This window comes from Desulfosediminicola flagellatus (assembly GCF_005116655.2).
Lineage (GTDB): Bacteria > Desulfobacterota > Desulfobulbia > Desulfobulbales > Desulfocapsaceae > Desulfopila > Desulfopila flagellata.
In genome coordinates, this window is sequence record NZ_CP050698.1 from 778,907 (window position 1) to 794,955 (window position 16,049).

Below are 16,049 nucleotides of genomic sequence, written 5' to 3' on the forward strand. Positions count from 1 at the left end.
TCGGAGTCTTCGCTTACCTGCAGAATTATTTTTTCAGCATAACGACGATATGAAGCGGAAGAGCAATCTCGGACAGCCTCCTTGGTAATCAGTGTAGAGAATACTTCCAATCGTACGCAATTATGAATCCGCCTATCCTATCCTATCCTATCCTATCCTATTCGATTCTATATTTATCCGGCAGTTTCAGACTGAACCACGCAGCCAGGCCGTAGCAGACAATGGCTGACCAGACAACCAGGTTGAATCCCCACTGCATGGCAATAATCGGGGCGCATAGCGTTGCCAGAACAGAAGTAAAACCGTTAGCACTCCAGGCCCATGGAATGAGCTGCGGCTGGCTGGTACCCAGCCGTTTCATGCCCAGTGGAAACGCCATTCCCATGGCCATCGCCAGAGGAGCAATGAGCAGATATGCAATAGAAATCCGCCCGGATAATCCGAACCCTTCAGTGAATACAAGAATCATATCAATTACAAGAATCAAAATACCACTTATTCCAGCAACAGCGGCGATTACTCCTAAGTGTCTCATAACCAACTGTTTGTGCAATGTCGAACTTATACTGCTGCCCAAACCTCCAAAGAGCATGAATCCTGAGATAACAGTTGCTGCAGCCCAGACTGGATGCGCAAGATACACTGTCAATCTTTGGAGCAGGCCAATCTCTAGCAGCATAAAGCCGAATCCTATTGAACTGAAAAATCCCAGAACGGTTACCTGTTCTATGCCCCTTCCGGGTAGTCCGATTACCGGGATGAGGGGCAGTACAATAAAGACCCCGGCAAGAATGAATGCCTGGACCAAGGCAGCAGCGAGCAGCACTGAACCTATTTCGGCATAGGTCCGACCATATCGGCCCAGCTGCCTGGTCTGTTGATCAACTCTTGGCCAACGGCTGAAATGACTGAAAAACGGCGTATTGTCATCGGGGATAGAGAGATCATACAGATAGTTCTCAACAAAACGGTTTCGATCCACCCCCAGAAGGGATAGGGCAGCGTGATAGTAGGCATCATGATCAAGTAAATGAAACCTGTTTGTCTCATCCGCCTTAAGATCCGGCAACCAGACAAGATCAAACCCACGTTTGAGGCAAAATGCGCGGATAGCTGCCAACTGATAATCAGCCAGGGGGGATTCGGAAGCCACAATGGTAAGCGTTGCCCAGTTTCGAATTATGGCGAGATGAGTAGCCGGCATGCGGCCGCTTTGCTGCAGAACCTCAATCAGCATATTGAGAAGACGCATGCTTTCACGGGGCGGCAGGTGAATAGTGGTGCTGACGGTCAGCAGTCCCCCCTCACTAAGATACGAAAAGCAGTGGCGCATAGTTTCAACGGTTATGCGATGGTCCGGCTCTGTAGCGGCCAGACCAGCAGTATCCGAACCGACTGTGGGCAGAACAATAAGTGGGTAATGCATTTCGTGTTTTTGCAGCTGTTCCCGTAAGGTTCCGACAGTGAGTGAAACCTGTTCAGTAGCATAGATATTTATGCCGTTTCCAGGTGAAAAGCTGTTGAGGAGATCTGATAATTGACTGTTGCCGGTAACTGCTGTGACCTCATTGACTTTATGAAAGAGTGCTAATCCAACTTGATCGGCTCCGGCATCATGGTCTATCAGGACCTGGGTAAAACTGCCAATGGCATAGGGAAGAGCCAGTGTGGTGTAATCCATGAAAGCAAAATCTCTAACAGATGTCGTTCTGTAGAGGCTACCTACAAGCTGACCATCGATGACGATTAATGTCTGGGGCGGTACAGCCCGGGAATAATTCAAGGCCAGACCTGGTGCCGTGTGGTAGGCTGGTGAATCCACCAATTCAATCAGGCCCTGTGGACTGTATTTCCTGGCTACTGTCTTGCTGTCAGCGATGCCTCTTATCTGTACTATGTCTTTTTCGTCCGAAATTCGTGGGTGATTCGGGGCAAGCAGCAACAGTATTGTCAGCAGCAGAACCGATATGCTCCAGATCGCAACCTGGATAGCCCGCCGCACAAAAAGCAGTGCCATGAGCATGGCTGTACAGCCGCCTAGCAAGATAAGCAGCCGGGGAGAGGCCAGGAACATGAGAGGCAGTGCGATAATGCCACCGGCTGCTGAACCAAGAAAACTCGCAGCATAATGGCCGCCGACTCTGTTGGGCTGATCTTCCAACGCAAGGCCGATAAACATGCCACCAAACAGAAACGGGATAGCCAGAACCATCTCCAGTGCCCCGATACTCCATATCATCGTTGGTTGCCATACCATCTGGACCAGATTTACCTCTATACAATCGGCGAGCCAGACACTGGCCGGTAGGCTCAGGCCAAGCCCTGTCAGAGCAAAGCACTGAAGCGTCTGCCTGCTCACTCGAAAGAAGTGATGCGTCAGAATCAGCACTGTGCCGCTGACACCAAATCCGAGTAAAGCTATACTTATGGCAAGCCAGGCAAGGTTTTCCCAGAACCTGAGTGCAAGTTCACGCATCAATGCCAACTCGACGACGATGATCACCATTGATGCAAAGAAAACAGCAAGCCGCAGGGGCCACTTACCAGTATCCGTCATTTTCGTACCAGAGGCACAAAACGGACAGGCAGAATATTTCTGCTGGAGATTGCTCCATCCAAGTTTTTTGTCACCAGGATGAGATACTGGGTGCCAAAACGCTTACCGACGGGAATGACCATACGTCCACCGATCGCAAGTTGTTCCAGCAACGGGGGAGGGATATGGCCTGCTGCGCAGGTGACTACAATGGCAGAAAAGGGTGCGGCTTCCGGCCAGCCATGGTAGCCGTCACCGTAGCGCAGTTTGACATCTGTGTAGCCGGCAGCGGCAAGGTTTTTCCTGGCATGCTCAAGTAAAGGTTTCACTATTTCGATACTGTACACATGTTTACTTAGTTCCGAGAGCACTGCTGCCTGATAGCCCGATCCTGTACCAATCTCAAGCACTTTGGAGTCAGGAGTAAGTTTGAGTAGGCGGGTCATCTCAGCAACAATATACGGCTGTGAAATAGTCTGGCCGAAACCGATTCCAAGAGGGGAATCGTGATAACTGAATTTCCGGTATTTTTCAGGAACAAACATATGTCTGGGTACTGAGGCCATGGCCTTGAGTACCGTTGTGTCTTTCATGCCATGGGATTCAATTGTGGCAAGCATTTTCCGCATCTCTTTATCCAAAGTACCTTTGGGGAAATCTGATGCCGAAATGCACCTTACGAAAAGCAGGTGCTGAAGAATAACAGCGATGATTATAAAAAGTAGAGTAATGAGGCCTCTGGGATGTATGATAACGATCTGCCTGATTTGGCTCATACGTACCTCCCTGTGGCAGATTTAACTTGCCTGCCAGGTGATCATGGGGCATTTGCTTGGAATTGCATTTTCTATTGAAATCGATCCAGACATCCAGATGAAATTTTCTGTTGATCCTCCCGGATCGTTTCATCTGGATTGTCTTTAGCACACGAATGCCTTACCGGAATGTCTCCTGTTTTAGTTGTCGAGAATACAGGGCCATGATACGGGCAAAGGTATAGCAACGTTCAATATTTACTGTATCGTTCTGCAGTCAAACTGGCGAATCCTGCAGTCCGTTGATCCGATTAAGGAACAACCATAACCGGGCAGTAAATAGTATTGAGCACCTTATGGGTAACGCTGCCAAGGAACAGGCCGGCAATATCAGAGTGCCCGTGTGATCCCATAATTATCAGATCATACATTTTTGATTTCGATCGATGAGCCAATACGTGACCTGGTTCTCCGGCAACAGTTTCAAGTGAATACTCAACGCCTTGATTTTCGAATATACCCTCGGCCTTTTTCAATGTGAGCTCAGCATCTCTTTTCTTGTTTGCTCTAATGTCATTAATCAATGCTTCGGGAATTTCTGACAGGTTCGAATCCCATTCTTCATAGCAATAGACAATGGTGACATGAGCCTTACAGAGTTTTGCCAATTCAAGCGCGTACTTCGTGGCGTTTACAGAGTGGACAGAGTTGTCAAAGGGGAGGAGAATTTTTGATATCTTCATGAGAGGCCTCCTTAGGTAGGAATGGAACATGCGAATGTGTTTTTTTTCGCATGACTATCTTGAATACCATTATAGCACTTTATTAGCCTAACTTGAAATATGTGCGGAGTGTATGTGGACCCTTTCGGCAACGTCTCCAATTGTAATAGTAGAAAAGCCAGATTAAAGTGATTGCATCATTCAAGAATTATTTTGTTGAGCTACCTGATAATTATTGACTAGGTGATATTGGCGAGATTGTTCGGGAACAACTCTTTTCTCCAATATTTCGGAGTGTTCAATGTGAGAGGATTGAAAAGTTAACAGTAGTCTGTCTTTCGGCAATCAGATAATCTGAAAAGTGGCAGGCAAATAATACTATTTCCAGCCACAATTACTGTCAACTGAACAACCAGTTAAATGAGATATTGTAATGAAAAGTATTGAAAATATAGACTTGCCGATAGCAAGCCCGGGGGCTGGCAGGTCATTGAGAGTAATGCGCTACGGTATGCCGGGAAAAGGTCCAAAGGTGTACATTCAAGCTGGACTGCATGCAGATGAGGCTCCCGGGTTTCTTGTCGCGCATCATCTTGAACAGCTCCTTGATTCATTAGATGTGCTTGGTGAGATAGTTCTTGTGCCTGTTGCCAATCCAATCGGATTAGGTCAATGGCGCGATGAATTCCTGCAGGGGCGATTTGATTTTGCAAATTCAGTAAATTTTAATCGTCAGCATCTTAATCTGACAGAGAAGATTGCTGCCAGAGCTGAATCTCTCCTGGGTGATGATGCCGATATAAATATTGCTATCATACGGAAATGCACAGCTGATGTTCTTAAAGAAGTGCATCCTGCAGATGAGGCGGGGGCCCTTAAGAAAATTCTCTTCAGCTTGGCTCATGATGCCGATATTGTGCTCGATCTACACTGTGATTATGATGCCATAATGCATGTATACATGGGGACGCCACTCTGGCCGGAGGGAGCGGATCTTGCTGCTCAAATGGGTGCTGAGGTGACGCTGCTTGCTGAAAAATCTGGTGGTGATCCTTTTGATGAGGCTTGCAGCCGCCTCTGGTGGGACCTTGCCAAAAGATTTCCGGCTCATTCTATTCCGAGCGCATGCCTCTCTGCAACGATCGAGTTACGTGGAATAGCGGATACTGATCATCGCGTTGCATTGCAGGATGCCAGGAATATTATCTCATTTTTACAGCGCAGAAAGGTTGTTGAAGGGGCAGCACCGCAGTTGCCACAACTTCTGAATGAGGCGACTCCGTTGACAGGGGTTGATTACATCAAGGCTGAAGCCCCTGGTGTGGTTGTATTTCTCAAAGAACCGGGTGAGTACGTTACACGTAACGATGTCGTTGCAGAAATTATCAACCCTTTACCGAAGAAAGGCGAGAGTCCTGTGCTTGCGGTCAGATGTAAGACCGATGGCGTGCTTTTTAGCCGAAATTATGACAGGTTTGCGAGACCCGGCAGGGTACTCGCAAAAATTGCAGGGAAAGAAGCGTTACGCGACCCGGAGGAAAGTCTTCTCACCGTATAACCTGGGAGGGTGTCCGAGAACACCCGCCAGGAGACTATCTCAAGGTAAGAACATCTGATGCGTTGACAGGCAGTCACATAGCCTGGAATAAACGCCTTTCAAGTGTTCCTTGCGGTAGTCGCCTGCAACAGTCTTTTCGATGCGGCGTGCTAATGGGCCGTGATTGAATATGATTTCCAGTGGTTTGTTAAAAGCACTATCCCACTGGTTTTTATCCGTGCAGCTCATTGCCAGATGCTGCCAAACCTCCATAACCCCCATCTTTTCGGAGCCAAGGCCCAATAACGAGAGATAGGCGGAATCGCTGATTACGGCCTGGTCTCCATACTTAATCACATCCTGAAAGATTGTGGATAGCGGATCAACGTCCCACTTCATCTGGCTTTTACGATCTGCTTCTCCTTTTTCTGTCAGGAGTTTAACTGCTGAAATGATCAGTTGAGTGGTGGCAAGGTCAGCCACAGGGGTTTCCTGAATATCAAGAACCCTGATTTCAATTGCACCACGATCAAAGCGTGCTATTGCCCCCCGGGCATTCAAAAATTCATGTGCCAGAATGTTTTCCGGATCGAGGCTGGAGATAGCCTCGTACATAGGTCGAAAAATCCGGTTCTCATATTCAGCATGAGAAAAAACACCTTCAGGGATGATTTTACCTGAAACCTGGGGCACCCTTGCTGAATTTGTACAGTAATACTTCATCCGGCTATCGAGATGAGTACCTGCTTTGCCGTCGAGTATGGGCGATGAAGCTGTCAGTGCAGGCATGATAGGCATAAGCAGTCGAATTGCCGAATGGAGCCTGCTAAACTCTTCGTCTCCGTCAAATGACAGATTGAGATGGGTGCTCTGCAGATTCGACCAGCCGTGTCCGCGACAATCGAAAATTCGGTTGTATGCCTGATAAATTGGACCGCATTCATGGGGCCAGAGTCGTGTTTCAAGCAACGGGTCCATCCAGGGGTGGGCCGCAGTCGGCATCAGACAGCCATTAAAATCGGCGAGAAGCGTGTTCAGTTTGTCGATATGTTCTGAAAACCGTTTATATACATCATTGAGTGAGGGCACCGGGCCATTGGTTTTAATTTCTATGACATGGAGTACAAGCTCATTAGACCAGGCGATATCTCCAAACTCGATCTCACCCTCAATAGCACCAGCCACTTTTTCTATCAGCTTATCTGCCACAGGATAGATATCAAGTGTGTCACGATGAACGATCATGTATTCGAGTTCGACGCCAATGGCATCCAGCAATTTCCAGTTACTCAATGTGTCGTCCTCCCTTGACTCTCTCTTCAATACGCTGCCGAAAGGTATCTACGATTCGAAGGTAGAGTTCTTCTCCGAGAATGCTGTCTTCAATGCCGGCGTCAAGATTGGGGTTGTCGTTTACCTCGATAACCACGACTTTGTTGCCGACCTGTTTCAGGTCAACACCGTAGAGCCCGTTTCCGATCAATTTTGCTGCTTTTACGGCTGTATTGATGACTGTTTTCGGAACATGAGCCACCGGAAATGTCTCGCACTTGCCAAAAGTATCTTTTCCCTTGCTGTCTGTGCTGATTATCTGCCAGTGCTTTTTGGCCATGTGATATTTGCACGCATACAAAGGGCGGCCGTCGAGAACACCGATACGCCAGTCGTAATCTGTGGGCATGAACTCCTGGGCAATCACAAGGTCAGATTTTTTCAACATACGTCTGGCCTCTTCCATGAGGCGATCTCTGTCTTTGACCTGTATAACCCCCTGAGAAAAAGAGGAATCGGGTTCTTTCAGAATGCATGGGAGGCTCAACTCCGCCAGCGCTTGCGAAATATTTTTACTGTGCAGAGTCAGGGTTCTAGGGATAGGGACCTTATAGCGGGATAGCAACTCAGCCAGGTAGACTTTGTTGGAACAGCGCAGAATAGATACCGGATCATCAATAACCACCAGACCTTCTGCTGCAGCTTTTCTGGCAATTCGATAGGTATGGTGGTCGACATTGGTCGTTTCCCGTATGAAAAGTCCGTCAAATTCAGATAATCGATTCGAATCATCTTTGGTTATAAGCTCTACGCCAAACCCTTGTGATTCTGCAGCTTTTATCAATAACTTTATAGCCCTGGAGTCTGATGGAGGTCGTGCTTCTGCAGGGTTTTGTAATATTGCAAGATCCCAACGGGATACAGCACGCTTAGGGATAACCAATTTTTTCCCTGCAAAGTAGGCTGATGCGACGGTGTCTGCAAAGACCAGCTCAGCTTCAGGGATATCTCGAACCGCTAGCGGCGATATGTTTTGCAACTGCCATTGATTGGCCGGTGAAAAATCTGCACGAAGAAATGGTGTAGGGAAATATTTGAATATGGCAGTGGCCAGAGTTTCATGTCGCTTTTCAGGGGTATTGCCAAAATATATATTGAATGAGACCTTCTTTTTTTCTTCTTTGGCGAATGTCTTCTGGAGAAGATCATCCAGTTCGCTGGAAATTAGTCTGACAATTCCCATGGATTTCATATCCTGAATTGTCGTAGTACTAGGAATGGATTTGTGACTTCTTGCTTCAGCAAGCAGAGAAACATAATAGCCGATACTCTGATATCGGTATGATTTACAAATGTTGAAAACCTTTACGCCTTTCATAGCTGCAAAAGAGCTGTCAGTCAGGTATGTCCTCGCTGCGACTGTCTCAACTCCGGTCAGTTGAAGAGGACACTCTTCCGGATTTTCAATAACGACAAGTATAGACACCAGAATTCCTCTTATTTATCTTTCTTTTTTGGGGTAATGACGAGCACATTAGCATCAAAGGTCAGTGTCGCGAGCATAATAGCGGGTATCAGTCTATTAAACTTCACCTCATAATGTTGGTTATCACTCATAGGGTTAGGATTTAATGGATCGGCAATGAGTGCACTTCGTGTCTTGAAATCGTAACCTGAAAGAACGACAAAATGACCGGTTGGTTCACCATTAATATCATCGTAGAATAATTCATTTCCCCTATCCACCTCTCTGGCGCAGCGATAGAGATAGGTTGATGATAAGCCTGTAATGATCGGTTTATCTTTTTTTAGAAAACCCCGAATGAATTCTGTTGACAGGTCTTTCAGCAGTATTTTTCCTTTCAGGTTTAAAAATTCTCTATAGGCTGTGGTTACCACTTCCATCTTAGCAGTATGCTTCACCTCCAACTGCAGTGCGAGTTTTTCCAGCATATCTTCCGCGGGCAATTCAAACCATGTGGGATCAAAAACCTGCATATCAAAGGTATAGAGGGTTGCATTGTATCCACGCTTAAGAGCGTGGCAGCCAAGTAAAACCGCGAGAGTTCCACCATCTTCAAGATGCTGAACTTCGTCAATAACCTGAGAGAGTGAAATGTCATCGTTATAATACGAGTAAATTGAGTGAAGACAGGTAGGGCCGCAGGTAGTGTCATCGGGTTGCGGCAGTATTTCAAAGTGCAGTCGAGTTTCCATACGATAAGTATATAGGAAGAGGTGGAGTAATAGGTTGCGAATGCAACAGAGCCTGAAAGTATATTCCGGCCCATAGATAGAATAGCATTTTATTTACTGATTATAGAGAAAATGTCATCAGAATTTTTCAAAACGCAAAACATGTTTTGGGTATCAATCTTTGAAGTTCTCGTTTTGATAAATGTAGTGACTGCAGGGGAAGAGTCTGAAGGTGTTAAGTACAGACAGAGGAGTGCTGTGGTTGAGGAGAAACTTACGTCGCTTCGGGGATGGAGATGGAGGGGGGGTAGGCATTGCGGTGTGAGCAGTGAGTTTTTGTTGCTTTACTGAATTTGAACAATGGGGCGATGGGGTAGGAATTGGAAATTATCATGAAGTATCTCCGAAAATTATCATGCAAAGATTTTCCCCTTTTAATTAATTGCCTTCTAAGAAGAAAAAACAGCCTGTTCCAAAGGGTAATTATCAACATTCTAGAATGTTGAATTGCCAATCTTCGTATTCAATGTATCGGGTCTTCAAGGAGGAGATATGTAAAAAAACTTTATCAGCCATGCGGACAGGCATTTTGCACGGTTAAGCATGTGGCCGAAACGAGTTGAAGTATGTATAATCTGTTAGGATAGAAGCAAGGTTGACATGACTGTATTACAAATGGAATAATTTCATGCATGTGCCATATCCTATTCCCGGCTTCAGTGATCCTTTTAGTTCTCTGAGCCATCTTGTGGGAGCATTTATTTTTCTCGTATTATCGATCCCTCTGTTAAGATCGGGGAAAGGTAATCTGCTGAGACTTTTTGCTCTGAGTGTCTTTTCATTTGCCAGCGTGTTTATGCTTTCCATGAGTGGAGTATATCATCTGCTGTCACCGGAAGGGGAGGCGAGAACGGTTCTGCAGCGGCTCGATCACTCGGCGATATTCGTTTTAATTGTCGGTACGATGACTCCTATTCACCTGATTCTGTTTCGTGGGTTCATGCGTTGGGGGTGGCTGATAATGGTATGGGTGATTGCCATAACCTCAATCGTTTTGAAAAATATCTTTTTCACCTCGTTTCCTGACTGGCTGGGGCTCGTTCTGTTTTTATCTTTAGGCTGGGGTGGAGCTGTAACTGCAGGTATTCTCTGGTATCAAAGAAGCTTGAAGTTTATCAGTATGCTCATTTGGGGCGGTCTGGCATATACCGCAGGTGCTGTCTTAGAATTTATTCAACAGCCTGTCATTATTCCAGGGGTGCTTGGGCCACATGAGCTGTTTCATGTAGCTGTTCTTGTGGGGTTGAGTCTGCACTGGAAATATATCTACGGTATTGTACCGTTACATCATGTCCTAAAAGAGAGGTGATGATGATAAACAACCGCATTTTGGGCAAACAGCAATAGACAAAAAAGCAGGTATTGAAGTCGCCATTAAAAGGTTCGTGTCCTACCTTAGTCATGAAATTCACAATAGAGTGTGAAACCGTGGTCTGCACTCTATCTGGGGAGCGAAGTTAAGGATCGGCTATGAAAATGGGCCACAACTGAACACTCGTCGGAGCTGTCGATTTTTGACGTAGCGTCTTAACACCTCAAGCTTGTCGGTAAAGTTATTCCGCTTCTCTGTCGTATATATGCAACGGCCTCGTGATATTGTCGTGCTATCATGCATGATGCCTATCATGTTTTTGCATTATACTTATTGGTCATCGACAATATTTTCATAGGTTGTCTATAGTGAAGTTCAGGAAGGCAGCCGACGTGATTGTCAAGGCAGGGCGTTGTTCAACGGAATAGCCTAATATCACAAAAGGGAAATTTTGCCCGAAAACACGGAGAATATCACATTTTCAAGTCAATTTATTTTGATAACAAGTGGTTAGGTGCTATAAAAGTTTATCACTGGAGATGAATTTATGATGAATGCACCAAAATTCTTATTTTCGATTCTCATATTAGGTTTTTGTTTCATGTCTGCTCTTCCTTCTTTAGCAGCAGATAAGCCAAGCGTGGTTGTAATGATGGTGGATAATCTGGATTGAGAAAACCTGGCGTCCGAGTGAAATCAAGTTGGTGAAATAAAGATTGAAAGGGCTGGTTAATATGTTGTTGCAGCACAAAGAATTGGCGCGCCGCCGCTGAACCACAGCGTTATGGATTGAGAAGGATGAATCACTCAAGGAAACTAACACGTAAAGAATCATTCAGGCTCTTAGCCGCGTACGGTCGAGAAGCTAGCTGGACTGTACACTGTTTTGCAGTCGCCGAAGCGGCGGTGAGGGTTGGTGATGTTATAGCGAGGAACCGGCCAATTGACTGTTCCTTCCTCTGGTCTACGGCTTTGCTTCATGACATAGGGAGATACATAACACACGACCCATTACTTCATGGTGTCGAGGGCTATAAACTCCTGTCGATGTTGAAGTATGAAAAAGAAGCCTACGTCTGCGCAGCACACATTCTTTTCGGTCTCAATGCCGTAGAGGCCTCTCAGTTGGGCCTGCCCGCTCGTGACTTCGTGCCACGCACTATCGAGGAGAAGCTTGTACCGCTGGTTGATTACTTGATTGAGTATGACCAGCCTACTACCTTAGATCGTAGGTTCTCGTCCTTGCGTAAACGCAATAACGGAAACTCATTCTTTTTAACTGGGCTTGATCGCGCGCAGGAATCTGCAAGACAATTCATGAAGGAAATCGAAGAGGAAATCGGCGAATCAGTAGAGAGGATTGTCGCGTATCAATAGATGAGAAAGGGGATAATCGTCTTTTGACTTTTGTCATAATTTTTAATAGCAAAATAATGCACAGGATAAACCTGTGATCATCGTGTTGCTCCATTTCCAGAGTGTCGTGGGCCGATACTGCTTTCTTATCATTCACTGTAAAGTGGCATATTAGTAGTGCAATCACTTAAAAGAGACTTCCTGGTTATCGGGATCCAACGATGTTCAGGTAGTATATATCCATTGAGTTGAGTAAAGAATTCACCCCTTTTCCCCGTATCTATAAACGTAATATATCACTTACGTCACATGGGTGAAGAAGGATACTCTTCCCTCAACATGTTAATGCAACCCCGCCTGTAAATTTTTTATTACTTAATGTTGTAATAATAACGTAAATCTACGCGTCCATTTTCTGTTTCAACAATGACTCTATTCAGTATTTCTTCACTGCCTAACTTGCTATAGGTGTCAAACGATGATACGCTTTTTTTGTGGCATATATGAGCATATGCTTACTACGTGGTATTTATCCATTCTTAATATAACCAATCGCGAATGAGCATTATCTATCAAAAAAAGATATACGAATATCGTTCGATTGATGCCGAACGTTTTATATTCAGACAATATAAAACAATCATCAGGATCATTAACTCATGCAATGAGTAGGATGAATCTTCTTCATCGAATATTTATGGAAAATGATATGGAAACACGACGAAGTAAATTCCTTTTATCAGGCCATCGGTAACAGCTGTATGTTTCTGATGGCCTGATAGCCAATTATCGAAATAGCTCATGATTTAGAACTTATCAATTTGATAAAAATTTGTGGAATCGGGGGGAGTATCCATGAAAAAATATTTTTTGAATAAGTATTTTGATTCATATTTTTCACTGTTTATCGAAATTTTAATTTTTCCTTCTTTAGTAATTCTTTTTTTCCCACATACCTCTACAGCAGAAATTGTAACGTATTCTGTAAACCACAGGTTTTCGATAGATGATGTCCAAGGCGGTTTCAATGGCAAAACCTATGCTCAGGACTCTTCGATTATTTGTGGTATTTCTGATGCCTGCCCTGCAGAGGCACAACCGTTTTCTGACACTTCAGGCACTATACTCTACCCTGTTGACAATGAATTTGGATTTTACGTAGCTGACTTTGTAGGTGCAGCCCAGAAAGTCAGAGATGATGATTATGCTGAAGGTTGGGTTGGGAATATCATCTCGAACGGAGAAGTAATCGGTCTGAAGGTATCAAATGCTGAAACTGACACGTTTAAGGTAAAAGCACCAATGGGAACGTGGTGTGCCGGGCTTGGCGGAAACATGGTAAAATGCTCAACCGAGCACTTTACGGTACTTGAGCATATTAAGACCTGCTATGAAACGATACCGTATAAGTATGCTGATCCAATATCTGGTGACCAAAGCCCTCTTTTTGATCCTGCTTCAGGGGATGCTATTGAAAACGCCACTTGCGATGAAGGTGTATTGGATAATACATTGTATGTCGTTAAAAATGGACTTCCCTCAATCGAGGAATTGGGGGTTGACTCTGACGGTTACCCTAACCTTATCCCGAACGAATCTTCAGTTCGTGAGGACATTGCTGTAAGCAGAGATTACTCAATTACTAAAAAAGATGATGGAAAGGCGTTATACCGGTTCGGTAGTTTAATAAAACGGCCCAACGATATCAGACTGTATGCACGAATACCACTCCCCCAGGAATGGAAAGATAATCCTGGCACGAATTATCCGATACTCCGGGCTGAATTGCATGTTGACCACCTCATAACCAACAACCCTAACGATCAAATACGTCCAGAAGATATGGAGAATGAGGGTGCAACAGGTCGACTGCCTGGGTATTACTCATACGGTGGTGTTTGGTTTTCTACAAGAGATTGTTATGAAGGAGATGGCGATTTCATAGGGGAAGGCACGGTATTCAAAAACCCACCATTTGCTGAGTCGATCGGAAATAAAGAAACCGACCCTGTTGCGTTTTCAGAGGATTTGCGTGAAGGTTTTACGAACGCCTGGTACACAACTACCGATCGTGACCCTTTCGAAGATTATTATGTTGGCGACAATTACGTGAGTGGTCCGCGCTGGCGTTTGAAAGCAAACAAGTTTGGCCAGGATATCCCAGGCCTCGAATTACCTTCAGTTGAATGTATGCCGACACCTTATACATCTCAATTTATAAAATATAAAGCAGGAGAAACAACAACAACTGTCATTGATTTACTCGACTTTGAAGACGAGAACTCTCCTCTTCTCTGGAGTGAGGGATGGATGAGTCCCAATGGTGTCAATGTGATTGCTTTGGATAAAGACGGAAATCAAATACGAGATGATGAAGGCAACCTCATTTCTGTAAATGGTTCTCCTCTTACAGAAGACTTTGACCTTGCTGTCTATGTCAAAGGGGATAAAAAAACTACAGCAATCTATAACGCCACCTTGATACTTGAGTATGAAGGTGAAGGTGATGGTGAAGGACCAGGTACGCCGCCTGCAGAAGAAAAGGTATATGACCTTTCTCTGGATACGTTCAAAGTACCCAGAAAAATTTCAGGGGGAACAACCAAAAAGTTTAATATATACATAACTAACTATGGCCCCGATGTTGCTGAGGGCACTCTGGTAATTGAGGCAAATCTAGCAAGTTTTGACATCGTAATTGATATGATAGCAAAAGAGGTTTCAGCCATTGCACCGGGCGAGACTGTTAAAATAATAGTTCCATGGGAAGCGCCATATTATGACAATGAGTATGTTAACTTGACAGCAACTCTCAATGCTGAAGGGGATATCAATCCAGAAAACAATACCCTCACAGGGACTTCATTTTTAAGGATGCCGTAATACATTTTACGGATCAACCTCAACAGACATTATCATCTATACCAACAAGTCGAGCCAATCCTGAAGACTGGTTCGGCTTGTGAAGCTGAATTCACATTAAGAGGCAGATAAATGTTAGAGCTCAGATATCTATCATTAATGCTATGTGTATTGCTCAGCAGCATGCCGTTGCATGAATGTTTCGCAGAAAAACAGCGTGTTTTACACAAACAACCAGAGAAATTAATTTCGGAAGACATCAATACGGAATATGGCAATATTTTTCTTGCCGCAAGTATGGGTGATAGTGCCAGGCTTAAGATCTTGCTTGAACAGGGGCATAACATACATACCCGAAATAGTCAGATGCAAACTGCTCTCATTCTTGCCGCCAAAAACAATAATCTTGAATGTATTAAGTTGCTTATAGAAAAAGGTTCAGACCCAAACGCTCAGGATGAAGATGCAAGAACTGCCCTTATTTATGCTGCCCAGCATGGACATGCCCAAAGTACTCAATTGCTGATTAACGCTGGTGCTGATACCAGCCTTAAGGATTACAGTGGGCGTAGTGCTGCATTTTGGGCAGCCAGTAGAGGACGTGAGGAAACCCTGAGAATCCTGCTTATGCATAATGCTGCAGTCAATGAGGAAGATTACTCAGGTCTGACACCTTTATTGATTGCCTTAGGAAGTGGTGATAATAAGACAATCAAACTGCTCTTAGAGTGCAATGCTGACATTAGTGCAAAAATGCCCAAGAGTGGTGACACGGTCCTTTTGTTAGCGGCAAGATTTGGATATCAAGATATTGTTCAGCTCTTATTGGAAAAGAAAGCAGACATAAACAAAGGCAATACAGGAAACGTAAAACCTTTAATGGCGGCCACAGCGCAAGGCCATACTGAATTGGTTCGTTTGCTTATAAAAAATGGCGCTGAGGTAAACGAACAGAGTTCAACCGGCAGGTCTGCTCTCTCCTACGCAGTTAATCATGAACACTATGATTTAATAGAGCTATTGATACAAAATGGAGCAGAAGTAAATATTGTTGACTCACAAGGAATATCACCACTTATCCTTGCCGCAGCACGGGGAGATTTTCGGTCTGTCCGTATCTTACTTCAAAACAGTGCAGCAATAGACAACAAAGATAATATGGGGTTCACCGCATTAATGGCGGCAGCCTCTAATGGTCATAACGATATCGTCCTGCATTTATTAAAACATCAGGCTCGAAAAGAGGTTGTGGACAGGAAGGGGTGGTCGGCAATAGACTGGGCTAAAAATAGTAATTACACAAAGACAGCAATGATTATTGAAAAATTTTAAAGCCTTCTCTGAGCATAATACTTAGTCCTACTAATTACATTTGCAGGGTGTGCATTTCCGGAAACGCTCATGGAATCTATTGTCTTTTATCCTTAACTTATGCAACAAC

12 protein-coding genes are annotated in these 16,049 nt (G+C 44.6%); 6 read left to right on the forward strand and 6 right to left on the reverse strand.

Annotation, left to right across the window (positions count from 1 at the left end):
- Positions 1-157: 157 nt before the first annotated feature.
- The 3 genes from FCL46_RS03310 to FCL46_RS03320 form a co-directional block, all read right to left on the reverse strand.
- Positions 158-2,557 carry a spermidine synthase family protein gene (locus tag FCL46_RS03310; RefSeq protein WP_136810125.1) on the reverse strand — a complete coding sequence of 800 codons (2,400 nt, stop codon included), beginning with the start codon at positions 2,555-2,557 and terminating at the stop codon, positions 158-160.
- Positions 2,554-3,312, reverse strand: a complete 759-nt coding sequence (locus FCL46_RS03315) for a protein-L-isoaspartate(D-aspartate) O-methyltransferase (RefSeq protein WP_136810124.1) — start codon at positions 3,310-3,312, stop codon at positions 2,554-2,556. Before FCL46_RS03315 ends, FCL46_RS03310 begins: the two co-directional genes overlap by 4 nt.
- A 290-nt stretch (positions 3,313-3,602) precedes the next feature.
- Positions 3,603-4,034 carry a universal stress protein gene (locus FCL46_RS03320; RefSeq protein WP_167506055.1) on the reverse strand — a complete coding sequence of 144 codons (432 nt, stop codon included), beginning with the start codon at positions 4,032-4,034 and terminating at the stop codon, positions 3,603-3,605.
- Between the two features lie 412 nt (positions 4,035-4,446).
- Between FCL46_RS03320 and FCL46_RS03325 the strand changes: the two genes are divergently transcribed.
- Entirely contained in the window at positions 4,447-5,571 is a 1,125-nt protein-coding gene (locus FCL46_RS03325) for a succinylglutamate desuccinylase/aspartoacylase family protein (RefSeq protein ID WP_136810122.1), read from the forward strand.
- A 39-nt stretch (positions 5,572-5,610) separates the two neighbouring features.
- Here FCL46_RS03325 and FCL46_RS03330 read toward each other — a convergent pair whose 3' ends face one another.
- Genes FCL46_RS03330 through FCL46_RS03340 form a run of 3 tightly spaced genes read right to left on the reverse strand, consistent with a single transcriptional unit; the run spans position 5,611 to position 9,039 of the window.
- Complete coding sequence (locus FCL46_RS03330) at positions 5,611-6,843, reverse strand: carboxylate-amine ligase (RefSeq protein ID WP_136810121.1); 1,233 nt, start codon at positions 6,841-6,843, stop codon at positions 5,611-5,613.
- Entirely contained in the window at positions 6,836-8,308 is a 1,473-nt protein-coding gene (locus tag FCL46_RS03335) for a RimK family protein (RefSeq protein ID WP_136810120.1), read from the reverse strand. The genes FCL46_RS03330 and FCL46_RS03335 overlap by 8 nt, the downstream gene beginning before the upstream one ends.
- Before the next feature lie 11 nt (positions 8,309-8,319).
- Positions 8,320-9,039, reverse strand: a complete 720-nt coding sequence (locus FCL46_RS03340; protein WP_136810119.1) for a cysteine peptidase family C39 domain-containing protein — start codon at positions 9,037-9,039, stop codon at positions 8,320-8,322.
- Between the two features lie 667 nt (positions 9,040-9,706).
- Here FCL46_RS03340 and trhA point away from each other — a divergent pair.
- The 5 genes from trhA (at position 9,707) to FCL46_RS03360 (ending at position 15,940) form a co-directional block, all read left to right on the forward strand.
- Entirely contained in the window at positions 9,707-10,387 is a 681-nt protein-coding gene (trhA, locus tag FCL46_RS03345; protein WP_136810118.1) for a PAQR family membrane homeostasis protein TrhA, read from the forward strand.
- Between the two features lie 550 nt (positions 10,388-10,937).
- Positions 10,938-11,063 carry a hypothetical protein gene (locus tag FCL46_RS28410; protein WP_267313673.1) on the forward strand — a complete coding sequence of 42 codons (126 nt, stop codon included), beginning with the start codon at positions 10,938-10,940 and terminating at the stop codon, positions 11,061-11,063.
- 125 nt (positions 11,064-11,188) lie between these two features.
- Positions 11,189-11,767 carry an HD domain-containing protein gene (locus tag FCL46_RS03350; protein ID WP_136810117.1) on the forward strand — a complete coding sequence of 193 codons (579 nt, stop codon included), beginning with the start codon at positions 11,189-11,191 and terminating at the stop codon, positions 11,765-11,767.
- A gap of 834 nt (positions 11,768-12,601) precedes the next feature.
- Entirely contained in the window at positions 12,602-14,629 is a 2,028-nt protein-coding gene (locus FCL46_RS03355; protein WP_136810116.1) for a COG1470 family protein, read from the forward strand.
- A 111-nt stretch (positions 14,630-14,740) separates the two neighbouring features.
- Complete coding sequence (locus tag FCL46_RS03360; RefSeq protein ID WP_136810115.1) at positions 14,741-15,940, forward strand: ankyrin repeat domain-containing protein; 1,200 nt, start codon at positions 14,741-14,743, stop codon at positions 15,938-15,940.
- Positions 15,941-16,049 lie beyond the last annotated feature (109 nt).